General features: G+C 35.6%; 31 protein-coding genes. 24 read left to right on the top strand and 7 right to left on the bottom strand.

All coding sequences use genetic code 11. From position 1 onward, the window contains the following. Nucleotides 1-134: 134 nt before the first annotated feature. The 5 genes from KQI76_RS10000 to KQI76_RS09980 all read left to right on the top strand — a co-directional run bounded on the left by KQI76_RS10000 (nt 135) and on the right by KQI76_RS09980 (nt 4686). The gene (locus KQI76_RS10000; RefSeq protein ID WP_216400173.1) at nt 135-812 is read left to right on the top strand and encodes an amino acid ABC transporter permease; all 678 of its coding nucleotides are present in this window, start codon (nt 135-137) and stop codon (nt 810-812) included. 53 nt (nt 813-865) lie between these two features. Further along, on the top strand, nt 866-1642 hold the full coding sequence (locus tag KQI76_RS09995; protein ID WP_216400172.1) for an amino acid ABC transporter ATP-binding protein: 777 nt from the start codon (nt 866-868) through the stop codon (nt 1640-1642). Nucleotide 1643: 1 nt separating this feature from the next. Further along, the gene (locus tag KQI76_RS09990) at nt 1644-2474 is read left to right on the top strand and encodes a cysteine ABC transporter substrate-binding protein (RefSeq protein ID WP_216400171.1); all 831 of its coding nucleotides are present in this window, start codon (nt 1644-1646) and stop codon (nt 2472-2474) included. A 694-nt stretch (nt 2475-3168) separates the two neighbouring features. Then, nucleotides 3169-3864 carry a CBS domain-containing protein gene (locus tag KQI76_RS09985; protein ID WP_216400170.1) on the top strand — a complete coding sequence of 232 codons (696 nt, stop codon included), beginning with the start codon at nt 3169-3171 and terminating at the stop codon, nt 3862-3864. A gap of 372 nt (nt 3865-4236) precedes the next feature. Next, nucleotides 4237-4686, top strand: coding sequence for a Dps family protein (locus tag KQI76_RS09980; protein ID WP_216400169.1), 450 nt, complete (start codon nt 4237-4239; stop codon nt 4684-4686). Between the two features lie 85 nt (nt 4687-4771). Here the strand turns inward: KQI76_RS09980 and KQI76_RS09975 are convergent, their stop codons facing one another. The 3 genes from KQI76_RS09975 to KQI76_RS09965 all read right to left on the bottom strand — a co-directional run bounded on the left by KQI76_RS09975 (nt 4772) and on the right by KQI76_RS09965 (nt 6397). Further along, nucleotides 4772-5131 carry a response regulator gene (locus KQI76_RS09975; protein WP_216400168.1) on the bottom strand — a complete coding sequence of 120 codons (360 nt, stop codon included), beginning with the start codon at nt 5129-5131 and terminating at the stop codon, nt 4772-4774. Nucleotides 5132-5297: 166 nt separating this feature from the next. Next, on the bottom strand, nt 5298-5423 hold the full coding sequence (locus tag KQI76_RS09970; protein ID WP_216400167.1) for a YjcZ family sporulation protein: 126 nt from the start codon (nt 5421-5423) through the stop codon (nt 5298-5300). Nucleotides 5424-5539: 116 nt separating this feature from the next. Next, nucleotides 5540-6397, bottom strand: a complete 858-nt coding sequence (locus tag KQI76_RS09965) for a Cof-type HAD-IIB family hydrolase (protein ID WP_216400166.1) — start codon at nt 6395-6397, stop codon at nt 5540-5542. A 415-nt stretch (nt 6398-6812) separates the two neighbouring features. Here KQI76_RS09965 and KQI76_RS09960 point away from each other — a divergent pair, with 415 nt between their 5' ends. Further along, nucleotides 6813-7364, top strand: a complete 552-nt coding sequence (locus tag KQI76_RS09960; RefSeq protein ID WP_216400165.1) for a tyrosine-type recombinase/integrase — start codon at nt 6813-6815, stop codon at nt 7362-7364. A 308-nt stretch (nt 7365-7672) separates the two neighbouring features. Further along, entirely contained in the window at nt 7673-8455 is a 783-nt protein-coding gene (locus KQI76_RS09955) for an alpha/beta hydrolase (RefSeq protein WP_216400164.1), read from the top strand. Nucleotides 8456-8602: 147 nt separating this feature from the next. On the opposite strand, the gene KQI76_RS09950 is transcribed toward KQI76_RS09955, so the two are convergent. After that, nucleotides 8603-8803 carry a cold-shock protein gene (locus KQI76_RS09950; RefSeq protein WP_216400163.1) on the bottom strand — a complete coding sequence of 67 codons (201 nt, stop codon included), beginning with the start codon at nt 8801-8803 and terminating at the stop codon, nt 8603-8605. Nucleotides 8804-9154: 351 nt separating this feature from the next. Here KQI76_RS09950 and rlmN point away from each other — a divergent pair, with 351 nt between their 5' ends. From rlmN to KQI76_RS09890, 12 genes are all read left to right on the top strand, one after another. Continuing rightward, nucleotides 9155-10216, top strand: coding sequence for a dual-specificity RNA methyltransferase RlmN (gene rlmN / locus KQI76_RS09945; RefSeq protein ID WP_216400162.1), 1062 nt, complete (start codon nt 9155-9157; stop codon nt 10214-10216). A gap of 245 nt (nt 10217-10461) precedes the next feature. Next, the gene (locus KQI76_RS09940) at nt 10462-10689 is read left to right on the top strand and encodes an AtpZ/AtpI family protein (RefSeq protein ID WP_216400161.1); all 228 of its coding nucleotides are present in this window, start codon (nt 10462-10464) and stop codon (nt 10687-10689) included. Between the two features lie 44 nt (nt 10690-10733). Beyond that, nucleotides 10734-11105: an ATP synthase subunit I gene (locus KQI76_RS09935; protein ID WP_216400160.1), complete on the top strand. Its 372-nt coding sequence runs from the start codon at nt 10734-10736 to the stop codon at nt 11103-11105. Between the two features lie 36 nt (nt 11106-11141). Next, on the top strand, nt 11142-11819 hold the full coding sequence (gene atpB / locus KQI76_RS09930) for a F0F1 ATP synthase subunit A (RefSeq protein ID WP_216400159.1): 678 nt from the start codon (nt 11142-11144) through the stop codon (nt 11817-11819). An 87-nt stretch (nt 11820-11906) separates the two neighbouring features. Next, entirely contained in the window at nt 11907-12182 is a 276-nt protein-coding gene (gene atpE / locus KQI76_RS09925) for an ATP synthase F0 subunit C (protein WP_216400158.1), read from the top strand. A gap of 60 nt (nt 12183-12242) precedes the next feature. Then, the gene (locus KQI76_RS09920; RefSeq protein WP_253288902.1) at nt 12243-12788 is read left to right on the top strand and encodes a F0F1 ATP synthase subunit B; all 546 of its coding nucleotides are present in this window, start codon (nt 12243-12245) and stop codon (nt 12786-12788) included. Then, on the top strand, nt 12776-13315 hold the full coding sequence (gene atpH, locus KQI76_RS09915; RefSeq protein WP_216400156.1) for an ATP synthase F1 subunit delta: 540 nt from the start codon (nt 12776-12778) through the stop codon (nt 13313-13315). Before KQI76_RS09920 ends, atpH begins: the two co-directional genes overlap by 13 nt. Beyond that, entirely contained in the window at nt 13312-14823 is a 1512-nt protein-coding gene (atpA, locus tag KQI76_RS09910) for a F0F1 ATP synthase subunit alpha (RefSeq protein WP_216400155.1), read from the top strand. Before atpH ends, atpA begins: the two co-directional genes overlap by 4 nt. A 21-nt stretch (nt 14824-14844) precedes the next feature. After that, complete coding sequence (gene atpG, locus KQI76_RS09905) at nt 14845-15705, top strand: ATP synthase F1 subunit gamma (protein ID WP_253288901.1); 861 nt, start codon at nt 14845-14847, stop codon at nt 15703-15705. Continuing rightward, the gene (gene atpD / locus KQI76_RS09900) at nt 15695-17095 is read left to right on the top strand and encodes a F0F1 ATP synthase subunit beta (RefSeq protein ID WP_216400153.1); all 1401 of its coding nucleotides are present in this window, start codon (nt 15695-15697) and stop codon (nt 17093-17095) included. The genes atpG and atpD overlap by 11 nt, the downstream gene beginning before the upstream one ends. Before the next feature lies 1 nt (nt 17096). Continuing rightward, a complete protein-coding gene (gene atpC / locus KQI76_RS09895) occupies nt 17097-17546 on the top strand; it encodes an ATP synthase F1 subunit epsilon (protein WP_216400152.1) in 450 nt (149 codons plus the stop codon). Between the two features lie 701 nt (nt 17547-18247). Beyond that, nucleotides 18248-19912: a glycoside hydrolase family 13 protein gene (locus tag KQI76_RS09890; RefSeq protein ID WP_216400151.1), complete on the top strand. Its 1665-nt coding sequence runs from the start codon at nt 18248-18250 to the stop codon at nt 19910-19912. A gap of 146 nt (nt 19913-20058) precedes the next feature. Here the strand turns inward: KQI76_RS09890 and metA are convergent, their stop codons facing one another. From metA to KQI76_RS09875, 3 genes are all read right to left on the bottom strand, one after another. Further along, complete coding sequence (gene metA, locus KQI76_RS09885) at nt 20059-20964, bottom strand: homoserine O-acetyltransferase MetA (RefSeq protein WP_216400150.1); 906 nt, start codon at nt 20962-20964, stop codon at nt 20059-20061. Nucleotides 20965-21304: 340 nt separating this feature from the next. Continuing rightward, on the bottom strand, nt 21305-21517 hold the full coding sequence (locus tag KQI76_RS09880; RefSeq protein ID WP_216400149.1) for a DUF2922 domain-containing protein: 213 nt from the start codon (nt 21515-21517) through the stop codon (nt 21305-21307). Between the two features lie 36 nt (nt 21518-21553). Further along, nucleotides 21554-21778: a DUF1659 domain-containing protein gene (locus KQI76_RS09875; protein WP_216400148.1), complete on the bottom strand. Its 225-nt coding sequence runs from the start codon at nt 21776-21778 to the stop codon at nt 21554-21556. A gap of 124 nt (nt 21779-21902) precedes the next feature. Here KQI76_RS09875 and KQI76_RS09870 point away from each other — a divergent pair, with 124 nt between their 5' ends. The 5 genes from KQI76_RS09870 to KQI76_RS09850 all read left to right on the top strand — a co-directional run bounded on the left by KQI76_RS09870 (nt 21903) and on the right by KQI76_RS09850 (nt 25461). Continuing rightward, nucleotides 21903-22682 carry a Cof-type HAD-IIB family hydrolase gene (locus KQI76_RS09870; RefSeq protein ID WP_216400147.1) on the top strand — a complete coding sequence of 260 codons (780 nt, stop codon included), beginning with the start codon at nt 21903-21905 and terminating at the stop codon, nt 22680-22682. Between the two features lie 63 nt (nt 22683-22745). Then, complete coding sequence (locus KQI76_RS09865; protein WP_216400146.1) at nt 22746-23006, top strand: DUF6171 family protein; 261 nt, start codon at nt 22746-22748, stop codon at nt 23004-23006. Nucleotides 23007-23246: 240 nt separating this feature from the next. After that, nucleotides 23247-24056, top strand: coding sequence for a transporter substrate-binding domain-containing protein (locus KQI76_RS09860; protein ID WP_216400145.1), 810 nt, complete (start codon nt 23247-23249; stop codon nt 24054-24056). Nucleotides 24057-24086: 30 nt separating this feature from the next. Beyond that, a complete protein-coding gene (locus tag KQI76_RS09855) occupies nt 24087-24746 on the top strand; it encodes an amino acid ABC transporter permease (protein ID WP_216400144.1) in 660 nt (219 codons plus the stop codon). Beyond that, nucleotides 24739-25461 carry an amino acid ABC transporter ATP-binding protein gene (locus KQI76_RS09850; protein ID WP_216400143.1) on the top strand — a complete coding sequence of 241 codons (723 nt, stop codon included), beginning with the start codon at nt 24739-24741 and terminating at the stop codon, nt 25459-25461. Before KQI76_RS09855 ends, KQI76_RS09850 begins: the two co-directional genes overlap by 8 nt. Nucleotides 25462-25810 lie beyond the last annotated feature (349 nt).

Below are 25810 nucleotides of genomic sequence, written 5' to 3'. Positions count from 1 at the left end.
CGAGGAGGCTTGAGCCGTGCCCACGGAAAGCGTCCGCCTGGAATGAAAGGTAACGAAGTTACAAGCAAGTTTTGTATCAATGAAAACATAAGCCTAAAACAAGGCTTAAACATATTATACGAGGAGATTACGCTATGCAGGATTTGGGCGTTAATATTTTATTTGAAGGATTAAATATGCAAAGATTGTTTGGTGGACTTTGGATTACAACAAAAATTGCTTTAATCTCTATTTCATTTTCAATGCTATTCGGCATAATTTTAGGGCTGATTATGCTTTCTGAAAAAATGATTGTTAAGTTTTTCACAAGGGTTTATTTAGAAATGATGAGAATTGTCCCTATTTTAGTATGGCTCTTTATCTTCTATTTTGGTGTGACTAAAATTGTTCCCATTCATTTGAGCAGTGAGTTCGTGTGTATTATTGTATTTGTGATGTGGGGAAGTGCAGAAATGGGGGATATTGTCCGTGGTGCGATTAGCTCTCTTCCCAACCACCAAAAGGAAAGTGGGGCAGCCATTGGATTAACAGAACTTCAAATATATATTTATATTATTATCCCCCAAGCTATTCGACGATTAATTCCGGGGGCAATTAATTTAGCTACACGTATGATTAAAACGACATCACTTGCCGTATTTATTGGTGTAATTGAAGTTTTGAAAGTAGGACAACAAATTATTGAATATTCAATTTTAGATTATCCTACTGCTCCACTTTGGGTATATGGTTTTATTTTCTTTTTATACTTTATTATTTGTTATCCAATTTCTATAATCGCAAGAAAACTAGAAATGAAATGGCAATATTAATAGAAGCTTTTTCAAAATTATAAAATGGTCGGTAGTAAAAAGGGGGGAGAGTTTTGACACATAATAGTCAAGAGGCTTTATTAGAAATAAGAGAACTACATAAGAATTATGGAGCGCAACCCGTCCTATCAGATATTTCTTTAAGTGTAAAAAAAGGTGAAGTTGTTGTAATTTTAGGACCATCCGGTTGTGGGAAAAGCACATTGTTGCGATGTATTAATGGCCTAGAAGAAATACAAGCCGGCAAAATATTCTTAAATAATATAGAGATTTCTAACGCTGGGACCCAATGGCATTTAATACGTCAAAAAGTGGGTATGGTCTTTCAAAGTTATGATCTTTTTCCTCATATGACTATATTGGATAATATTTTATTAGGACCTGTAAAAGTTCAAAAAAGGAATAAACAAGAGGCTAGAAAGCAAGCAGAAAAGCTTTTAGACCGAGTTGGTTTACTAGAAAAAATAAATGCCTATCCCAGACAGCTTTCTGGTGGCCAAAAACAAAGAGTAGCTATTGTTAGGGCGCTATGCCTAAATCCTGAAATTATATTATTCGATGAAGTAACTGCTGCTCTGGATCCTGAAGTCGTACATGAAGTTTTAAAGGTTATGTTAGAGCTTGCAAATGAAGGGATGACAATGATTATTGTTACCCATGAAATGGATTTTGCTAAGGCAGTAGCGGACAAAATTGTTTTTATGGATCAAGGGGAAATAAAAGAAATAGCTTCTCCTAGTGACTTTTTTAAAGAACCAAGTACAGAAAGAGGTAAACAATTTATCAACATGTTTAATTATAATAACTTTGTTAAAGAGAGGGAGAAATAAAATGAAAAATATCAAAGGATTGTCTTTATTCTTTATTAGCATCATAGTTATTGGTTTATTGGTAGGGTGTGGTCAGTCTTCAGAAGATGTTTCAGCAATAGAAACGATTCAAGAAAATGATACGTTAAGAATTGGTGTATTTGGAGATAAGCCTCCTTTCGGATTTGTAAATCAAGATGGGGAAAATGAGGGCTTTGATGTTTATATTGCTAATCGTTTTGCTGAAGATCTATTAGGTGATGCTTCTAAAGTAGAATTTATTGTTGTAGAAGCTGCCAGTAGAGTAGAATATTTGGAATCAAATCGGGTAGATATAATAATGGCGAATTTCACCGTCACAGATGAAAGAGAAGAAGCAGTGGATTTTGCAACTCCTTATATGAAGGTGGGATTAGGAATTGTTTCACCTAATGATGAATTAATTACAGATATTTCAGAACTAGAAGGTCAGAAGTTGATTGTAAATAGAGGTACTACAGCAGAATTGTATTTTAAGGAAAATTACCCTGAAATCGAATTATTAGCATTTGATGAAAATACAGAAGCTTTTAATGCTTTAAAAGATGGTAGAGGTGTGGCCTTGGCGCATGATAATACTTTGTTATTTGCTTGGGCAAATGAAAATCCTGAATTTAGTGTAGGGATTACTGCTCTTGGAAATGAGGATGTCATTGCTCCTGCTGTGAAGAAAGGAAATACTGAGCTTTTGGAGTGGATCAATGAGGAATTAGAAACTTTAGCGGAAGAAGATTTCTTATATAAAGCATATGATGATACTCTTCGTCCTGTATTTGGCGATAGCATTGATGCTGATGATATTGTGTATCAGTAATATAATTCAAAAAGTGATAAAACTGTAAACCAGTAAAATTATGTTATTTTATTAATCTTTGTCAAAGAAACCAGAACATATCCACTAAAATAACACATAGATTTAACTTATCAGGTCAAACTATTTTCTGTAGGGGATATAAGGGAATTACAATGATTAATAAAATTTAACAACTACAACGGAATAAAGAGGAAGGACCTCGAGATAATGGTAAGTCATATTTTGCTAATTAATTTTAGAATAACCAATTTCAAGTGAACATCCAGATAAAGAAACACCTGATGATGAAATTAAATTTATTTCCCCCTAACAATTTTTAAGTTAGGGGGAATTCTGTTCTTAAATAGACAAAGTAAAAAGATGGTTTCTGTTAAGACAAATCCTTTAAACATATGGACATAAAGACAGTAATAAAAGTTTGATATTTGAGCTTGGATATATTCCACTTGTTTCACCTAACACGATAGGGGTATAAATCTAGTGTCAATATTCTGAACAAAAGATCTAAAAAAATGTTGGTTTAGATATAAATAAGAACCAAAAAGACTAGAGGGATAGCTTGATAAGAAAGACTTGAGAGTAAAAATGCTCATAAGTATGCTTTATTCCTAAAAAAATCCTATTTCAGGCGTTAAGAACTGTATGGTTTAGCTAAGTAGTGAGTCGTTCGCAGTATAAAAAAAGAGGTGATCCCTTGAATAAGGCTGAAAGATTTATTGTTGCATTTAATAAAATTGAAAAATACTTTGATCAACAATTAAATGACACTCGCTATGTCCCTTTTCATCGTGCTGTTTTACGTTTGAAGAAAAACAATGCGATTGTCAATCGTTATCATAATGATTTATTAGAGTACTCGGAATTGAGAAATGCGATCGTTCATGAACGAACGGAAATGAACTATACTATTGCAGATCCTCATATCAAAGTTGTTGAGGCAATTGAACAGATTGCTGAAGAGTTAACAGCACCTAAATTGGTTATTCCAACTTTTTCAAAGACTATAGAAGTCATTCAGGCTGATTTGTTGTTAAAAGATGTTCTAACTATTATACGTAATACTAAATTTACTCAATTTCCAGTTTATCGAAGTAAACAGTTCATTGGATTATTAACAGACAAGCAAATTCTGCATTGGATTGCTAATCATATGAATGGAGATTTCAAAGAATTATTGCGAACGCCCATTAATCAATTATTAGAAAGTGGTGCTAAGCCTAATTATCGCTTTATTCCTCGATCGATGAATATTTACCAAGCAGAGGAAGTATTTTTAGAAACAATTAAGAAACATGAGGGGGTAGATGCACTCTTAATTACAGAAGAAGGTAAGTCTAATCAAAAATTGTTGGGAATTTTGACTCCACAAGATTTAATTGATATTCCGTAATGGATATCTTCGAGCAATAAAGCATTTAAATAAAATGATCCAGTCAGCTATATTTATCACTGTGCAACTGTTGGTAAGATTCCCACTTCAAGAGCTAGAAGGAAAATAAGGGATGGAGGAAGGCAGACTAAATTCACCAGGTCTTCTAGGTGCTATCCCCACTGATTGAAGTTTCACTTTATCACCAAAACTCTTAATTGACTTATAAATAATATTATATTATAATAATTATAAGATAATAATTAAAGTAGATAAGAGGAGAGTGAATCGTTATATAATAAGTTATCTATATCATAATGTTTAGATCTAAAGGAAAAAGGGAAGAAGTAACATTGAGATTAAATACAATATAATAATGGAGGTCTATTAAAAATGGCAGATAACAAAGCTTTGAAAGATCATTTAAACACATTAGTAGCTACTCAAGGGGTATTATTTACGAAGTTACATCAGCACCATTGGTATGTAAAAGGAAATCACTTTTTCACTCTTCATGAGAAATTTGAAGAATTATATGATGAGGCTAATGACTACTTTGATGAATTTGCAGAGCGACTTTTAACAATTGGTGGTAAACCTTATTCAACTTTACAAGAGTTTATTGACCATTCAATTATAGAAGAATCACCATATACAAACGAAGTAAGCCAAGTTGATATGGTACAAAGTGTATTAGATGATTTTGATCTCCTAGTTAAGGAGTTATACAAGGGAATCGAATTAGCAGGTGAAGCCGAAGATAATGTAACGGAAGATCTCTATATTGGCTATAAAACCGATTTAGAAAAACATATGTGGATGTTAAGAGCTTATCTAGGATAATAGCTGGAAGGGGCTGTTTGCTAGGTCATTGATCATGACTTAGCAAACAGCTTTTTTATTTTTTACGGACTCCTTGTATTGCTGGCTATATAAATAGATTCTGATTAATGATCTTAGATAAATTTTTAAATTCTGGTTTAGTTACAAAGTCGATAGCCCCAGCCAATAAACATTCTTCAATTACAAAGCTTGTCCCAAGTGCTGAACACATGATCACTTTTGCATTAGGATTAATCTTAAGTATTCTTTTCAGCACTTCCAAGCCAGATAGCTCTGGCATATTATAATCTAATAAAACTAAATCTGGTTTTAATTTGCGATATTGAAGTATAGCTTCTAATCCGTTGGTAGCTTCCGCTGTTACAATCTTTTCATTTTTTGATATGATCCCTTGAATCCAAGTCCGCATGAAAGAAGAGTCATCTACAATTAAAACAGTATACATTTATTTCTCCTCTCACATATAAAAATTATTATTTAATCATAGCAAAATAAGGGTAAAAAAGCGATAAAAATATTCTAAAAGTTAGGCTCGAAAAAGATATAAAAGTATTGCTGGAGAGAAAATACTTGGTCAGCCGTTTCGACTGACCAACTTTAATTCTTAAATTTTAGTAAAAAGATGCGCCAACAATTATGAGTAAGATGAAAAGCACAACAATTAATGCAAAACCGCCGCCAAAGCCGCAACTATACCCTTGGTTTTGCTGTGGAGGACAACATCCATAACTATACATTTCTTTTCACCACCTTAGACTCAATATACATTAACATATGCCCGAAGTATGATCTTGTCAGGGCATTTGTCTAGTTTTTTCAGATTGAGTCCAAGAAGGGAGAATTGAGAATAAAATCAAGGCAAAATTGCTTCTATTGCCTTAGCTACGCCATCATGATCATTCTTAGATGTGATAAAGTCGGCTTGTGCTTTTATCTCCTCAACAGCATTTTCCATTGCGACACTTCTACCTGATAGCTTTAACATAGAAAGATCGTTATAATGATCACCGATTGCCATTATATTTTCTGATGAGAAGCCTAATTTATCTGCAAATGCTTTTAAAGCTATTCCTTTTTGTGCTTCAGGATGATTAAACTCAATATTATCTGGTCCGGAAGAAGTAACAATCAAATCATTTCGATTCTTAAATGTTTGCTTAATTTTCTCTAATTTATCGGACTCAAAAGAAAAAGCTAGGGCCTTCACAAATTCAATATGAGCTTGGTTAGTGACGGTGGAAAAGTCATCTGTAAAAATAAAACTTTCATCTTGAAATCTTTGCTCAGCACGTTTTTCTACTTCTTCTTTTGTTATCTCTGGATGATTCAGTGAAATGATCTTTGTTAATATATCGATAAAATTAGTTTGTTTCTTAGCGTAGATACCTTCATTCGTGTATAACTCTAAATAGGCTTGTTCATTGTTTGTGACCTTAATGATTTCGTCAATCAGGGTTTTATTCATTGTTATTGAATGTATTAATTGTCCGTCAACCGAGTATAATTCTGCTCCGTTCACACAAATGATTGGACAATTTAAAGCAGCTTTTTTAAGAGGTATTGAGGCAGAAGCATAAGATCGTCCTGTTGCGACTACTACTTCAATTCCAGCTTTTTGAGCTTTACGAATGGCTTCAATATTCTTTTCGCTAATTTCCCCGGTTGATGATAATAATGTTCCGTCTAAATCAGTTGCAATTATTTTTATCATAGCTAACACTCCAATATAATTAAAGTTTACTTCATATTATTTAACTAAATCATGACAAATGCGATGAAAGTTGGCTAAATTCTATTTTCGATCTTTGTTCAATAGAAATAGAGATTAAATAATGAAAGTGAATGGCTAAGGTTATTTGTCTTAATGTTTTATCGGATAAATTGAACAAGCTTATATAATTATAATGCTGATAATAACTATAACATATTATTTACTGTGTGCTAGAGAGAAATATACTAATCCATGGATTTGGAGCAAAAGGGAAATGACCATTTTGTTCTCCTTCCACCAGAAGACTTCAACCTAAATTTTTGTTAGAAATTAAGTGGGAGCTTGTTCAAAAAAATATTCTAATGTTACATATTTATGTGATATAATTATTTTATGTAACATGGGAGGTGTAAGAATGTCTGCTGTTGAACCTATAATTGATGCAAGTAAAATAAGATCAATTATTAATGCTAGTAATAAAAACCCAACGCGGAATTATTGCTTTGTTTTGTTGGCCTTACATACGGGTTTGCGAATGAAGGATCTCCTACAATTGAAAAAAAAGGATTTATATGATGATGAAATTCTTTCATTTTTGTATTTATCTTCTTATCAAGATCCACCTATTTATTTAAATCCACAAATGAGAAGGCTTATTAATGCTTATGTAGAAAGTCAATCACTTGACGATGATGACTATCTTTTTCAATCAAAGGAAACGAGTGAACCACTTTCTCGTCAACAGGCTAACCGGATTATCAAGCAGGTTGCAAGTGAACATAACATTACGGGTCTCGTTAGTATGCATACATTAAGAAAAACATTTGCTTACCACGCTTATCGTAATGGAATTGCGATTTCATTGATTCAAAAGCGTCTAGGGCAAAAAACGCTGATGTCAACTAAACGCTATATTGGTTTGGATAATTTGAAAACAGCTAAAATAAAAATTGATGTTCGCTTTTAGCCTTTGACCCAATTCTATAAGGTCAATAGAAATGCTCTATTTAGTTTATCGCGGGCCAAACGATTGTAAGATATTCTCGGATAATAAGTGTGGGGTCAGTAATTAGCGGGAGCTCGGTTCGTTCATTCTAACACTCATTGAAGGATAGGGGAAGGCAGGCTAAACCCACCAGGTCCTGTGGTAAGGCCTGCATAACCTAGGTCCTAAAAGCTCAATCCCCACCGATTGACCTTTCACTTTATTCATCAGGGTTGTAGTGCTTAAGTATTGGAATCAAAAAAAGTTATTAAAGAAAGGACAGAAAAAAGATGGCGCGAATTACATGTGACTTTTTTTCAGAGACACTTACTAAAAGTACAACAATGACAGTTATTTTACCAGAGCAAACCAAATATCAAATTGGAATGGAAAACAAAACACGTTCCCATCTTCATCCAACCTTATATTTATTACATGGCTTTAGTGATGATCACTCCATTTGGACACGACGAACATCCATTGAGCGCTATGTCGCTGAATTAGGCTTGGCTGTCGTAATGCCTGATATGGATCATAGCTTCTATACGGATATGAGTTATGGAAAAAGGTATTGGACTTTTTTGTCAGAGGAGTTACCAAATGTGGCTCGATCATTTTTCCCTTTATCTGAACGGAGGGAAGATAACTTTGTCGCTGGTTTATCAATGGGTGGTTATGGAGCCTTTAAATGGGCATTAAATAAACCGGAACAGTTTTCAGCGGCTGCTTCATTATCAGGCGTATTGGATCTAGCCAATCATAAACAAATAAATATGAGCGACAATCCAATGGATCAAACACTATATAATGTTTTTGGTGGGAGAGATATTCGGAATACGGTTGATGATATTTTTGCTTTAGTTAAAGGTGTTGCTCAAGCAGAAGGTCCAAAACCAAAGCTTTATCAAGCATGTGGAAGGGATGATTTTCTCTATCAAGAGAATGTTCGCTTTAAGGAATTAGCGGACCAATTATCTTTAGATGTAAAAACAACCTTTGATCAAGGAAACCATAATTGGGATTATTGGGACGCCCATATTCAAAAAGTACTAAAATGGTTACCATTAAATTAAATCAATAAATCAGTTGGTTGAACAGATCGTGTCGCGACATTACTACTGGTTATAACTTAAATGAAGAGAGTGTGGAAGATAAAATTTCCCGCCAAGTTAAATAAAAAAGAGAACGAGTTTACTCGTTCTCTTTGTTGTTATTAGTTATTATTCTTTAACAACGTTAGCTGCTTGTGGACCACGGTTACCTTCTTCGATATCGAAAGTTACACTTTGTCCTTCTTCAAGTGTTTTAAAGCCTTCGCCTTGAATTGCTGAGAAGTGTACGAAAACATCATCTTGCCCTTCAACTTCGATAAAACCAAAACCTTTGTCTGCGTTAAACCATTTTACTGTTCCTTGTGCCATATTACTTATCCTCCTAGTGTGGTATATCCACACACATGTATTACTATTCTTGCTCAAGCATCAAAACGAAACCTTTCACGATGTTAGTTACTTGAAGTGTTTTGTCGAACAAAATAGCTACTGTTATTATAACAAGCAACTAGAGCAATTGCAAGCCTTTCCTAATTAAATTATTAAAAATATTTTTTAATAATTCTGAAAGCTTGCTTGATAGAAGAGGAATAGGTCATTTCTTATTAAATAAATGGACAAAAAGTGATATGATTCAAATAAATGAATGGATCTTGTTGAAAATAGTTAATCGGATAGTATAATGATAAAGTTATGTTGTATTAAGTGAGGGGCGCAAAAATGGGAGAAAAACAATCGATTTATAGTTTAACAGAAGAAAAATTAACAAATTGGTTTATAGAGCAAGGGGAAAAAGGTTTTCGAGCAAAGCAAGTTTGGGATTGGCTTTATGTGAAAAGAGTAAGTCAGTTCAATGAAATGACGAATCTTAATAAACAAACACGACAATTACTTTCAGAACATTTTACCCTTGAAACCTTAGCGGAGGAAATAAAACAAGAATCTAAAGATGGTACAATTAAGTTTTTATTTAAATTAGCTGACGGTCATTTGATCGAAACGGTATTAATGAGATTTTCATATGGACTATCTGTTTGTGTTACGACACAGGTTGGTTGTAATATTGGTTGTACATTCTGTGCAAGTGGATTGTTGAAAAAAAGCCGAAATTTAACAAGTGGCGAGATTGTTGAACAAGTTATGAAAGTCCAAAAATATCTAGATGCCCAAATGAAAAATGAGCGGGTGAGCCATATTGTTGTTATGGGAATTGGAGAACCATTTGATAATTATGACCATACAATGGACTTTTTGAGGATTATTAATGATCGTAATGGATTATCAATTGGGGCAAGGCATATCACCGTTTCAACGAGTGGCTTAGCTCATAAAATACGCGCGTTTGCAGATGAAAAGCTACAAGTTAATTTAGCTGTTTCATTACATGCACCTAATGATGAGTTACGGACACAAATAATGAAGATTAATAAGGCCTTTCCAATTGCAAAGTTAATGGACGCTATTGATTACTATCTGGAAAAAACGAATCGACGGATTACCTTTGAATACATTTTGCTTAGAGGGGTTAATGATCATAAAAAGGAAGCAATCGAATTGGCAGAACTTCTAAAAGATAAACGCCATTTATCTTATGTGAATTTAATTCCTTATAACCCTGTCGAAGAACATAATCAATATGAACGGAGCGAGAAAAAGGTTATTGTAGAATTTTATGAGACCTTACTTAAGGCGGGAATCAATTGTGGTGTACGTGTCGAACAAGGATCTGATATTGATGCTGCATGTGGCCAACTTAGAAGTAAACAAATGAAAAAACAATAAGAAGAAAAAGAACATCATCTCAATCTAGCTTAGTAGAGATGATGTTTTTTTTCTTCTTTTAAGTTAAAAATTTCCGCTGGGATGGATATAAGAAACCTTGGATAATATTACCTCAAATGAGAATTACATAGGTCTTATTTGTTGAACAATATAAATTTTTATGTTACGATTTTTCCAGGTGGAAAGAAGATGTTCAGATGCTTTATTTAGAACATCTTGTTTTTTAAGGCAAGGAGGACGCTATCTTGGGTAAAGAACATAATCGATTTAAACGCAAGAATAGCGATACTTTACGTATGTTAGCCAATGTGTCACAAATTGGAGTGACTATGGGAGCATCGGTATTGATTGGTGTCTTGCTAGGCAAATACCTAGATAGATTATTAGACACATCACCTTGGCTGCTACTGATTTTTTCTCTCCTAGGTGCAGGAGCAGCAATTAAGTCCCTATTTAATATCCCCAAATCATAAGTAACAACAACCTTTAAGAGAGAGTAATAAGGAAGAGAGGTACTATGAAACTGTCTGATTTAGCTAAGAAAATGGTTTATACTATATTAATCATTGCATTAATATGTATTTTAAGTTCAGTAATCTATCACCGCTCTCTGGATTTCCTTCCGTTTGCATTTGGAGTCCTTCTAGGCTCCGCTGTCAGTATCGCTAAAGTCTTTCTCCTAGAACGTGCCGTAAACAAAGCACTTGAAATGGAACAAAAACATGCTAAAAATTATGTTAGTATTCAACATGTATTAAGGCTCTTACTTTCTGGTGTTGTATTGGTCTTAGGCGCGATTATGCCACAGCTTAGTTTGTGGGGTGTGGCGGCAGGTATCCTCGCTTTCCAGGTCGCAGTATATAACGTAAAGTTTACAGCCAAGAATTAGATCAAATTTAATAACGGCATAGGTGGTGATTAGTCATTGGGATTAGAAGTAGATAATCTTTGGGTTTTTGAAATAGCTGGTTTTGAAATTTGGATAACAGAGACGATTTTTAACACATGGTTAATTATGCTGATTCTTATTGCGATCGCTATCATAGCACGAATTAAACTTCAGCGTTTTAAAGAAGTTCCAAGTGGTTTTCAGAATGTGATAGAAGCAATCGTCGAGACATTTGATAACTTTGTTAGCCATACTCTAGGTGAAAAACTCTCTTACATTGCCCCATGGTTTTTCATGGTTTTTATGTTCTTACTGTCATCTGCTTTGATTAGTGTTTTTGGGGTTAGGGCACCAACAGCAGACTGGCCAACGACTTTTGCATTGGCCTTTGTCAGCCTCATACTTATGTTCTTCATGGGTTTTAAACATCGAAAAGGTGATTATTTGAGAAATTTCTTCGAACCACACTTTGTATTCTTCCCAATGAATTTGATCGGGGAGCTATCGAAACCCATCTCTTTAAGTTTTCGACTTTTTGGAAACATGCTTTCAGGTACGATTATTTTGACACTCTATTATGCCTTAACACCTTTCTTTGTCCAAATCGGTATTCCGGCATTATTGCATGCCTTCTTTGATGTCGTATTTGGCTTATTACAGACCTATATTTTTGTTATTTTAAGTCTTATGTATATTAAAGGTGCCGCCGATTAGTAGATCAGTACCGAGCAAGTCGATCATACAGTGATAACCACTGTAAACAAGTAAAAATGAAAATAGAATTGAATTGGAGGAATTAACATGCAAGATCCATTAGCATTTGTAATCGCTATAGCGCATATCGCTGCTGCAATCGCACTCCTAAATGGGGTATTAACAACATTCGGACAGGCTAAAATAGCCGCACAGGCGATTGAATCAATTGCCAGGCAACCAGAAGCGGAAGACTCAATTCGAACGACGATGTTTGTCGGTTTGGCCTTGGCAGAAACGTCTGGTATTTATGGACTTTTAATAGCCATTATCATGCTTTTCGCTAATCCACTTATTGATATTTTAATAAATTATTTGGGTTAAGTATAAATTGCTGTATTTCATACAAGTGAGAGCGAAAGGAGGCTATTTGAATTGCATAGTATGATAGTGCTTTTAGCTCAGAATGTACCTGAGGGTCGTGTATTCGGTCTAGACATGCAAACAATTGTTAGTATTGGTATTCAACTATTTAATGGGATTATCTTAGCCGTTGCACTCAGTTATATTCTCTATAAGCCGGTTAAGGAATTCATGCGTAAGCGTACAGAAAAAATCCAAGGTAAGATTAATGATGCAGATTCAACGATGGCCAAAGCAAATGAGCTAATTACAGAGTATGATCAGAAAATAAAGGACATTAATAAAGAACGGATCGAGATTCTTGAAGCTGCTCGACTTGAGGCAGCTGATGAAAGTAAAATAATTTTAGCAGAGGCTAGGAAAGAAGCACAGGCGGTAAAGGAACGCTCATTAGAAAGTGTTTCGAAGGAGAGAAAACGTCTTCAAGAAGAGTCGAGACTCTATATTATCGAGCTTGCTAGTCTTATGGCTAAAGAATATATTTCTGAAAACATAGATGATAGTGCCCAAGAGAAGATTTTTGAGGAAACGTTAGCTAGGTTGGAGGATACACAATGGCAAAGCTAAAAGACCGTTATGCAAATGCGCTTCTAGAAATTTCGGAAGCTAGAGATAGTTTGGAAACGGATATAGAGCAATCGGCTTTGATTTGTACCACGCTTGAAAGTGCTGAAATTCAAGCTTTTCTTACCCATCCACATATCTCTACTTCGGAAAAACAGCAATTTTTTCAAAATGTCTTTTCTGATAAGCTTGCTGATCATCTGATGGGATTTCTTTATCTTATGATTCGAAAGAGTCGTGAAGCCCTAATTGTGCCAGCACTAAGAGAATACATGACCCGTGCTAATCGGCGCTTAGGAAAAATAGAAGCAAAGGTTGTCTCCGCTAAACCACTTAAAGAAAATCAAATTGAATCGATTCGTCTTTTATTATCAAAACAAACTAATCTAGAAGTTGACCTTAAAGCCGTCAGTGACCCAGATGTGATCGGGGGATTCTATATTTTATTAGATGGATATATTTTTGACGGAACAGTGAGATCTCAATTGAACAATATGAGAGAACAATTGAAGAGAGGGGGTTTTCAATGATAGTTAATCCTGATGAAATCAGTAAGGTGATCAAACAACAAATTGAATCTTATGCATCTAAGTTGGACGTTTCGGAAGCAGGAACGGTCATACAAGTTGGTGATGGAATTGCTCGTATTCATGGTTTGAAAAGTGCAATGAGTGGAGAAATATTAGAATTTGCCAATGGTACTTATGGTATGGCCTTGAACCTAGACGAAGACAGTATAGGTGCTGTTATTATGGGATCAGATGCAGGAATCAAAGAAGGTGATCCAGTTAAGCTAACTGGTCGAATGACTGAGGTACCAGTAGGCGATGGGATGTTAGGCCGTGTTGTTAATGCATTAGGCGAGCCGATTGATGATAAAGGGCCGATTGCAGCGGATACATACCGTCCGATAGAGAACCCTGCTCCTAGTGTTATTTCAAGGCGTGAAGTGGATCAACCATTACAGACGGGAATCAAAGCTATTGATGCATTGGTTCCGATTGGAAAAGGACAAAGGGAATTGATTATAGGTGACCGAGAAACTGGTAAAACAGCTATCGGGATTGATACGATTATTAATCAAAAGGATAAAGATGTTCATTGTGTTTATGTCGCGATTGGACAAAAAGCATCAACCATAGCTAGAATTATTAAAGTCTTGACTGAAACTGGAGCAATGGCTTATACAACGATTGTAGTAGCTACTGCCAGTGACTCTGCGCCTTTACAATATATTGCCCCTTATGCAGGTTGTGCCATCGCTGAGGAGTGGATGTATAAAGGAAAGGATGTTTTAATCGTCTATGATGATCTATCTAAGCATGCAGTCGCTTATCGGGCTATTAGTTTGCTACTCCGCCGTCCACCAGGTCGTGAAGCTTACCCAGGAGATGTCTTTTATTTACACTCAAGACTATTAGAGCGTGCTGCTAGTTTGAGTGAAAAACATGGTGGTGGCTCACTAACTGCATTGCCAATAGTTGAGACACAAGAAGGCGATATCTCTGCATATATTCCAACAAATATTATTTCGATTACAGATGGACAAATTTATCTAGAGGCTGATCTGTTTAATGATGGTGTTCGTCCCGCCATTAATCCTGGTTTCTCTGTTTCTCGGGTAGGTGGTTCAGCACAGATTCCAGCGATGAAGAAATTAGCTGGTCCTTTACGAATAGAATTCGCCCAATACAAGGAATTAGCAGCTTTCTCACAATTTGGTTCTGATCTGAATCAAGACACTTTGGATCGTTTGAACCAAGGAGAACGAATTATGGAAGTACTGAAGCAACCACAGTACAAGCCTATTTCTGTAGAAGATCAAGTTTTAATTTTATATGCATTAAATAATAAACATCTAGTTAATATAGAAGTTGAACATATTCTGAAGTTCCAAAAAAACTTCATTAATTTTGTCAATAATCACGCAGCATATATTAAGGAAGAAATTAAAGAAACAGGAGAAATCTCAGAGAAACTTGCAAAAGAGATAGATACAGTTATTGCAAGGGCAAAAGAAGAGTATAATTATAGCTAAGGAGGGACCAATGTGACTTCGATGAGGGATATCAAACAAAGAATTGCAAATGTTAGCTCTACTGAACAAATTATTCGAGCAATGGATATGGTCGCCTCTACAAAATTGCAAAAAGCAAGAAAACAATTGGAAGGTGTCCGTCCGATATACAATGAGCTAAGACGTACAGTGGAAGAAATAGGTAGCCATGAAGTTGCGGAAACAAATATATTCTACGAAAAACGTGAAGTGAAGAATTCTTTGTACATCATATTGACTAGTGATCGTGGGCTCTCTGGTAGCTATAATGCAAATATTACTGAAAAAGCTTTACAACATATGAATCAAGGGAAAAATGAAAAGATTCTTATCGTAGGATCGAAAGGCAATGAATTTTTTAAGAAGCGGGATAAGAATATTATCCGTACAATCATTGATATAGCAGATGCACAGGCGTATTACGGAGCTGAAAGTCTTTCCAAATGGTTGACAGAGCTCTATCTGTCTGGTGAAGTAGAAGAAGTATTTATTGCTTTTACACACTTTGAGAATGTCTTAAACCATGTTCCAAAAGTAGAGCAGCTGCTCCCAATAGCAGCTGGAGCAGAAAAAATATTAGATAGTAATGAAAAAACATATGAACCAGATATGAATACATTTATTGACCACGTGATTCCTTTATATTTACACATGAATTTATTTAGGGCATTTTCTGAATCTCATACGAGTGAACAAGCAGCACGAATGGTCAATATGGATGCTGCCGGGAAAAATGCTTCAGATTTAATCAAGGAATTAACTAGTATGTATAACCGTAAACGCCAAGCTGCTATCACACAAGAGCTTAGCGAGATAGTAGGTAGTGCAAATACTTTAAATAAAGGTGGAATACATGATAGTTAAAAATAAAGGTGAGATAATACAGATAATAGGAGCAGTTATTGACATACACTTCGAAGATGAACTTCCTTCTTTATATAATGCGATAGAAGTACCATTTAACGGGGAAACCATCATTCTAGAAGTGATGCAGCATCTTGGAGATGATACCGTACGTTGTATTTCCATGCACCCTACAGATGGTTTAACTCGAGGGATGGAAGCAGTTGATACAGGTTCGCCAATTACAGTTCCCGTAGGTGAAGAAATCTTAGGACGTATGGTTAATGTTTTAGGTGAGCCCATAGATGACAGCGAAACAATTGAGGCTAAGGAACACTGGTCTATCCATAGGGATCCACCAAGTCTTTCTGAACAGGTCGCAGAGCCAGAGATGTTGGAGACAGGAATTAAGTCGATTGATTTACTTTGTCCATTTTCAAAAGGTGGTAAGATAGGGCTGTTCGGTGGTGCAGGTGTTGGAAAGACCGTTCTTATAATGGAACTTATCAATAGTATCGCTAAAGAACATGGTGGTTATTCAGTCTTCGTTGGTGTAGGTGAGCGTAGTCGTGAGGGAAATGATTTATATTACGATATGAAAAACTCAGGTGTTATTGATAAAACAGGACTTATCTTTGGACAAATGAATGAACCACCAGGGGTAAGGATGCGAGTTGGTTTGACAGGATTGACGATGGCCGAGTATTTCCGTGATAAAGAGCATCAAGATGTCTTGCTTTTCATTGATAATATTTTCCGTTTTGTCCAAGCAGGTTCAGAAGTATCAGCTTTATTAGGACGTACACCAAGTGCCGTAGGTTACCAACCAACATTAGCTACTGAAATTGGTGCATTACAGGAGCGCATTACGTCAACTAAATCCGGTTCGATTACTTCTGTTCAAGCCATCTATGTACCAGCAGATGACTTTACAGATCCATCGACTGCAACAACATTTGCTCACCTAGATGCAGTTACAGTATTATCTAGGTCAATTGTAGAGCAGGGAATCTATCCGGCTGTTGACCCATTGAATTCTTCTTCACGGATTTTAGAAGCTAGTATTGTCGGATCAGAACATTATCGTGTTTCGCGTGCTGTTCAAAGTATCCTGCAACGTTACAAAGATCTACAGGATATTGTTGCTATTCTAGGTATGGATGAATTATCGGAAGAAGACAAGTTAACGGTGAATAGAGCACGAAAAGTACAACGATTTTTGTCTCAACCCTTCCATGTAGCTGAAAAATTCACTTCTATTCCAGGTCGTTATGTACCTGTAAAGGAAACAATCCGTGGCTTTAAAGAAATCATTGAGGGTGTTCACGATGATATCCCTGAAGGTTATTTCCTCAATGTGGGTACGATTGACGAAGTAGTGGAAAAATATAAGAATACACAGGGTGGTTAATATGTCTGAAGAGCAGACTAACTTAGTAAAAGAGAAAAAGATAAATCTTAATATTACCACGCCTCGAGGAGTTAAATTTGTTGAAAAAGCTGACATGTTGATCATGCGCTGTATCGATGGTGATCTTGGAGTACTACCTGGTCATGAACCGCTTTCTGCAGTGTTAGGCGATGGTATATTACGTATATTTAACGATGGTATTGAAAAGAAACTTGCTGTCTTCGGTGGTATAGTTGAAATAGAAGATACGACCGTAAATATATTTAGTACAATTGTTCAACCACCAGAAGAAATTGATTTAGAACGGGCTGAAAGAGACCGTCAAGAAGCTGAAGCATCACTTGAGCAATCTGAAGAAGTACACATTCATAGCTTACAAGTCGTTCTCCGTCGTTCATTGGTACGTATTGAGGTAAGTCTCCATATGGAGGATGACGATGAAGATATGTAAGTGATGGGTATTTAACTATCTTCGAAAACAGGTGTGATTAATAAATCAATAATCATCTGAACTAGAGTTTGAGCGATTAGGAGCTCTAAACGATTAAAAACTTCTTATTACCTAATTTGATATGTTTCCCCTAAAGTAGTAGATATCAAGAAACTACTTTAGGGGGTTTTTTATCGCAGTGTAACTGTCAGTAAGACTTCCATTTTAAGTATTCAAAGGGAAGTAAGTATTGTAAGTGGAGATCAATTGACAGTAAGGTACCGATTGGTTTAAGGAACTCTAGGTCATACCCTTGGGATGCTAACAAATGTCTTCACTGGGACCAGTAACCGCAAATGTTTTCGGTGGGACGAGTAACCGCAGTCCCAGTCCCAGTCCCAACTCCAATCAGTGGGGTTAGGGGAAGGCAGACTAAACCTACCAGGTCCCGTAGTTTCCCCATAGATTGAAATTTTACTTTATTGAACCATGCCCGAATATAATGAATAATTGACTTTGGTGATTAGTATATAAGGTAGTTTAACAATCGTGTCATAAGAAATAGTGAAAGGGTTGCACAAGAGACAAGCGTGTGCTATTCTATAATTTGAGTTTGCGCAATCGATTGCCTGATTGTTGCATAAGATAAATATAGAAAATACTAGGCAGGGGAATAAGTAATCTTTCTGCAACAAGAGAAATAAAGTAGATGGGGGAACAAGATGAACAAACAAAAATGGTGGAAAGAGGCTGTGGCTTATCAAATATATCCGCGAAGCTTCAAAGATACGAATGGTGATGGGATCGGTGATATTCAAGGGATTATCGAAAAACTTGACTATTTAAAGGATTTAGGTATTGATGTCATTTGGATTAGTCCGATTTATGAATCACCAAATGATGATAATGGATATGATATCAGTGATTATCAAGCGATTTTGTCTGATTTTGGGACAATGTCTGATTTTGATCAATTACTAGTTGAGACACATAAACGTGGGATGAAATTGATTATGGATTTGGTCATTAATCATACCTCAGATGAGCATGCTTGGTTTATTGAATCGCGTTCGTCTAAAGATAATCCATACCGGGATTATTACATTTGGCATCCAGGTAAAGATGGAAAGGAACCAAATAATTGGGAATCTATATTTGGAGGATCGGCCTGGCAATTTGATGAAAAGACAGGCGAGTATTATATGCATGTTTTTTCTAAAAAACAACCTGATTTAAATTGGGAGAATCCAAAAGTTCGGGAAAGTTTATATAAAATGGTTAATTGGTGGCTCGATAAAGGAATTGATGGTTTTCGAGTGGATGCCATTTCTCATATTAAAAAAGTGGCTGGCTATCCTGATATGCCAAATCCATATAATAAAAAATATGTAGAAGCTTGGGCTGGTCATATGAATCGCCCAGGGATTGATAAATTTTTAACTGAACTAACAGAGCGGACAATTAAAAATTATGATGTAATGACTGTTGGTGAAGCAAATGGAGTCGGGATAGATGACGCTGAAGCTTGGGTTGGAGAAGAAAAGGGTTATTTTAATATGATCTTTCAATTTGACCATTTAGGACTATGGAGCACGAGCGTTGATGATGGATTAGATTTACCTGGACTTAAGACAGCATTAACAAGATGGCAAAAGGGACTTGAAGGTAAAGGTTGGAATGCTTTATTCTTTGAAAACCACGATCAGCCTCGCTCAGTTTCAACATGGGGAAATGATACGAATCTAAGAAAGATATCTGCTAAGGCATTGGCTACATTGTATTTCTTTATGCAAGGAACACCATTTATTTATCAAGGACAAGAAATTGGGATGACTAATGTCCAATTTGATTCAATAGAAGATTATAATGATGTTGCGATGAAAAATTTATATCATTTAGAACGTGGTGAAGGGAAGTCACACGAAGAAGTTATGGAGATTATTTGGAAAAATGGCCGGGATAATTCTCGAACACCGATGCAATGGACGAGTGAAGCTGAAGCTGGATTCACAACGGGTACACCATGGCTAAAGGTTAATCCAAACTATCCTGATATCAATGTTGAACAGAGTTTAAAAGATCCAGATTCAATCTATCATTATTACCGTCAAATGATTACTTTACGAAAGTCAACCGATACATTGATTTATGGAAATTATCAATTGATAGCTAGTGAACATGATCAAGTATACGCTTATACTAGAACGTTAGAAAAAGAAAGCTATTGTATTATTGTCAATATGTTTGAACAAGAAACGATATTAGATTTGTCAGCAGACCTATCGCTTGCTGAATTGAAAATGAGTAATTATCATGTTAATGATCCGCTAAATGCAAAGATGTCATTACGGCCTTTTGAAGCAAGGGTTTATCGTTTATCTGAATAAAGAAAAAGTGTTCAAAATAGGGATACAGGGGTATTAGATTGCAGACCTATTAAATGTTCTGAACAGTTGACAAGCTTTTTGCACCCTATTCCCCAAATTAGAAAAGACATAGAAAAGGGAAGAGATGATCGAAAATCTCTTCCCTTTTACCATTGAAATGGTGTTTCCTGATAGACAAAGTAATTGAGCCAATTAGAAAAAATTAAATATGCTGTAGATCGCCAACGATTTATTGGCTGATTGTTAATATTATTATTAGGATAGTAATTTGTAGGCATGTGAATAGGAAGTCCTTTTTTTAAATCACGATGGTATTCTCGTGAAAGTGTATCCGCGTCATATTCAATATGCCCTGTGATCATAATGTGCCTTTCATTGTTTGATACAATTAAAAAAGGCCCCGCTTGTTCGGAACAGTCTAATATCGAAAGGTCAGGATGAGCCTCAATCGCCTGATAATCTGCATCTGTATGTCGAGAATGAGGTACACTAAATTCATCATTAATACCACGAACAAGTTTATTTGTCGGGATAAGTAACTGATGTGCAAAGATCCCGCTGATTTTTTTATTTCGTTTAATTTTACCAATATTATAATGATGATATAGTGCCGCTTGTGCACCCCAACAAATATGAAGCGTTGAGGTAACATGATTATTTGTCCAGTCAAGTATGGTCACAAGTTCATCCCAATAATCTACTTCTTCAAATGCTAAATGCTCAATTGGAGCTCCAGTAATAATCATGCCATCATAGCGCTTATCTTTGATATCAGAAAAAGTGAGGTAGAATTTCTCTAAATGGGATTTTTGAACATTCTTTGCTTGATAAGTTTCGGTATGTATGAAGTCTACAGATACTTGTAACGGTGAATTACTGAGCAGCCGTAATAGTTGTGTTTCAGTTCTTTCTTTATCAGGCATTAAATTTAAGATAAGAATATTGAGTGGTCGAATATCCTGTGTCGTTGCTCGATCTTTTTCCATTAAAAAAATATTCTCTTGTTCTAATATAGAGCGTGCGGGTAATAATTTTGGTATATTAATAGGCATTAATAATCTCTCCTATCTAACAACATCACAAGGTCGTTATCGTCCATTATAGCTTGCTTTTCATTTATCGGCAATGAAAAGTTTGATATTTCTGAAAAGTTATCGCGGTACAACTATCAACAAGCCCCTATTTCAAGAATTCAAGGGAAACTAAGCATTGTAAGTGGAGGCTAGGAGAAGACAGACTAAACCTATCATATCCTATGGTAAAGTCTGCATGACTCAGGTCTTCTAGGTCCAACCCCCACTAATTGAACTTCTACTTTATTTTCTTATTTTTCTATCTAGTAAACTGTAGAGTTGAGGCTATAGCCGTCGATACATAAAGCATCTATACCTATTACCAAACGATATCCTCAACAAGGCGTTCAACAATTCGAGCACTATGAATGCTTGCTAAATCGCCACCTGTAGAGAAAACCGCATTCGTTTCGATGATTTCTTCCATAACCTGACGTACAGCATCAGGGTCGATAGGTTCATTAGGATTATCGATTGAGAGCGTGACAACCCGTTCATCCTCATTGGAAAATCGTAATTCCAAGGTTTTCATTGTTATTCACCTCCTTATTATTCTAAGTTAAATAAATTAGACTTCGCTCAATAGAGAAACATCATTTCGCCTTACTTCATGAAGTGGAAATTGTTGTAACGAAGTCAAAGCATTGGCGATATTCATTAACTGTTCAGCAGTTGCTTCAGGTTTAATATTATTAAATGATTTTGCCTTTGTAATGACTTCGCCAGTGTCCAAGTCAACTCCTACTTCAAAATATAATTGAAGTCTAGATTGAATTGTATCAACTTGTGCCATGATGATCACCTCCTTTCACTTTTATAATCGTTTGATGTGATCGAAAAGGGGCCTATAAATAAGAAAAATTATAGCAATTATGCTATACTACCTTTGACTATATATACAGAAAGGTATGGGGCAGATGAGTAACCAAGCACTTATTTTTTTTGATATTGATGGAACATTACTGGATCACGATAAACAGTTGCCACCGTCAACAGAAAAGGCAATTCATCAATTACAGAAGGACAATCATCTGATTGCAATTGCAACAGGGCGTGGTCCGTTTATGTATGAATCCTTACGTCAAAGATTAAATATTCATTCTTTTGTAAGTTACAATGGATCATATGTTGTCTTAGAAGATGAAGTTATTTATACAAATCCACTAAATAAGACGAAATTATTGGAACTGGCGACTGAAGGTTTAGTCAATGATCATCCTCTTACTTTTATGACTGAAGAGGGCATGCGAGCAAATGTAGAAAATCATCGGTATATAAATGAAAGTATTGCTACTTTAAAGATTAAAGATTTTCCAATATACGATCCGAAGTATTATGAAGGGAAAACTATATATCAATCGTTATTATTCTGTAGTGAGGGTGAAGAAGAATATTATGAAAGTAAGTATCCAGAGTTTAAATTTGTTCGATGGCATCCATTATCAGTCGATATTTTACCTAGAGAAGGGTCAAAGGCTGAGGGGATAAAAAAAATGGCCAAAGCTTTAGATATAGATGAGAATAACGTTTATGCATTCGGTGATGGTTTAAATGACCTAGAAATGCTTAAAACAGTTAAGAATAGTGTCGCAATGGGAAATGCTAAACAAGAAGTAAAGGCTGTTGCCAAATACGTTACTGATGATGTTGCGAATGATGGTCTAGTAAAAGGTTTGAAAATGACCGGATTAATATAGCATTATCCTAAAGGTATCTTTTTCACTGTAACCATATTAAATCTTTAAGAGCTAGGTGATTTCATGACATGTAAAGGGTGTTCTGTTACTGTTAGATATAGTCCGGAAGAGGTAGAGGCCCTTGTTAAAGAACAACTACTATTTGAAGAGGATTTAGTTGATGAATCAATCTATCAACAAAGAATCGCAATTTGCCAGACATGTCCACATCTACAGTACGAGACAACCTGTGGATTTTGTGGTTGCTTCATTGCTTTTCGAGCAAGGCTTGCTAATAAGAGGTGTCCTGATCCATCAGGTATGAGATGGAATAGAGTGAGGTAAAATATATTTAGTGATTGATTCAAATAAGTGTAACAATTATCCCACTAATAAAGTGAAACATGACTTAGTAGAGGTTTTCCAGTCAGTTAGTCCGCGATAAATTGATTAAGATTATCAGAAATTATTCATAAAGTAAAAACTTTTTCACATTACCCCCTTCCCAAAACGATAAAAGTTTGTTAAAATTCATAATCATGAATAATTATACATTAATAAAATAATTAAAGGGGAATTATTATAATGAAAAGAAATCGTGTTGTTATTATTCTATTGTTAGCTTCATTTGTATTCGTGTTAAGTGCATGTGGATCAAGTACTAAAGACGGGACACAAAGTGATCAAACATCAGAATCAAGTGACGAAGGAAATAATGAAACGGGCGACCAAACAAAATTGGTCATGGGAACATCTGCGGATTATCCACCATTTGAGTCTCGTAATCCTGAAGGGGATATTGTTGGTTTTGATATTGAACTTGCTAATTATATTGCCGATGAATTAGGTCTTGAGTTAGAAATTCGTGATATGTCATTCGATGGATTGATTGGTGCTTTACAGGCTGAGCGAGTCGATATGGTCATTTCAGGTATGTCAGCTGATGAAGACCGTCGTCAAAATGTTGACTTTTCAGTTGAATATCATCATTCTGGAGAAATGTTTGTTACACAAAAGGATTCTGACTTGACATCTCTAGATGATCTTAATGGAACAACAATTGGTGTTCAATTAGGCTCAATTCAACAGGAAGGTGCAGAAGGTCTTCAAGAAGAATATGACTTTGAGATAAAAGCCTTAGATGATGCCCAAGCCTTAATCCAAGAACTATTAACGGATCGTTTAGATGCGGTATATTTAGATAAAGAAGTTGCCCTTGGTTTTATCGAAGCACAGGATCTCATTGGCTTCGACGATCCTTCTGGTACAACACCGGGGATGGCGGTTGCTTTTCCAAAAGGTAGTGACCTGGTAGAAAAAATCGATACGATTATCGAACAAGCGATTGACACGGGCGTACTAGCAAAATGGGAAGCTGAATGGCTATCCGAATAATAAATTTCATGTAGAAAGAAGGTGTAGGGCATGAATTTGGATTTTAGTCAAATCGTGCCTTATATTCCTTTTATGTTAGAAGGAATATGGGTAACATTAAAATTTGTTAGTATCTCAATATTATTTGGTTTTATATTAGGTGCGATTTTGGCCTTATGTAAAATTAGTAGTATCAAGCCCTTAAAATGGTTCGCTGAAGGGTATACATCTATTTTTAGAGGGACGCCATTAATCTTACAACTGATGATTATTTATAATGCTACTCCACAGCTATTTGGATATGATATTTCCGCATTTGCTTCTGCAATTTTAGCTTTTGGATTAAACTCTGCCGCCTATGTGTCTGAAATAATTAGAGCTGGAATTGAAGCTGTTGATGTTGGCCAAACGGAAGCGTCAATGGCATTGGGCATTTCTTATCGTCAGCGCATGATTGATATTATTTTACCACAGGCACTTAAAAATATTCTTCCAGCATTAATGAATGAATTTATCACTTTAACCAAAGAATCTGCAATTGTGTCAACAATTGGTTATTTAGACTTAATGCGCCGTGCAACAGTAGTGACAGCAGATACCTATATATATTTTGAACCGTATTTATTTGTTGGTATTCTTTACTACTCAATGGTAATGATATTGACAATAATAGGTAAGAGGATAGAACGGAGGTTAAAACGCAGTGATTAAAGTAGAAGGGTTATCCAAAACTTTTGATAATAACAAAGTATTACATGATATAAATATTGAGATAAAAAAAGGAGAGGTTGTTTCGATCATTGGTCCGTCTGGATCAGGTAAATCGACTTTTTTACGTTGTATTAATTTACTTGAAAAACCAACAGAAGGAAAGGTTTATGTAGGAGGTCAAGATTTAACGGATCCAAAGACCAATGTAACAAAGGCGAGGGAGAAAATTGGAATGGTATTCCAACACTTTCATCTTTTTCCTCATTTAACGGTGTTAGAAAATATAACTTATGCCCCAATAAAGGTGAAAAAGTTAAATAAACAAGTAGCAGAAGAAAGAGGACGGGAATTATTAAGCCGCGTTGGCCTCAAAGATAAAGAATCAGATTACCCAAATCGATTATCAGGAGGACAAAAGCAACGGGTGGCGATTGCCCGCGCATTAGCAATGGAGCCAGAATTAATGTTATTTGATGAACCAACATCTGCACTTGATCCAGAAATGGTTAAAGAAGTTCTTGATGTAATGAAGGATCTTGCGCATTCTGGTATGACAATGCTTGTTGTCACTCATGAAATGGGCTTTGCACGTGAAGTGGCTGATCAAGTTATTTTTCTTGATGAGGGGCGATTGATTGAAAAAGAAGATCCACAGCTGTTTTTTGATCAACCGAAAACAGAACGTGCCCAAAACTTCTTAGCCAAAATCCTATAACGATTCTAATAAATACACCTCAATTGTTCATTCATTGATTCGAGGTGTATTTTTATTTTACTTTAGCTAGATATCTTCCCTTCAATTATTCATGTTGGCTATTAACGGTAGGCCTCGATCATGGTTGTAAAAGATCAAATTTGTTATCGTTGGAGCGAGTAATCACAATCTCAGTCAAAGTCAGTAAGGGATAAAGCTTGTCTTCAAGGTAAATACTTATAAATATTTGCGTATGTGTATAATGTTTCTCAATGATACTTAAATCAAAATACTAGACAAAAAAAGAGAAGACACTCTAATATAAATGTAAGTTTCGCGACTAACATTTGAAAAGAGGTCTTCTCATGGA

This window comes from Amphibacillus sp. MSJ-3, assembly GCF_018919165.1.
Lineage (GTDB): Bacteria > Bacillota > Bacilli > Bacillales > Amphibacillaceae > Amphibacillus.
This window is presented reverse-complemented; position numbering and strand designations above follow the sequence as displayed.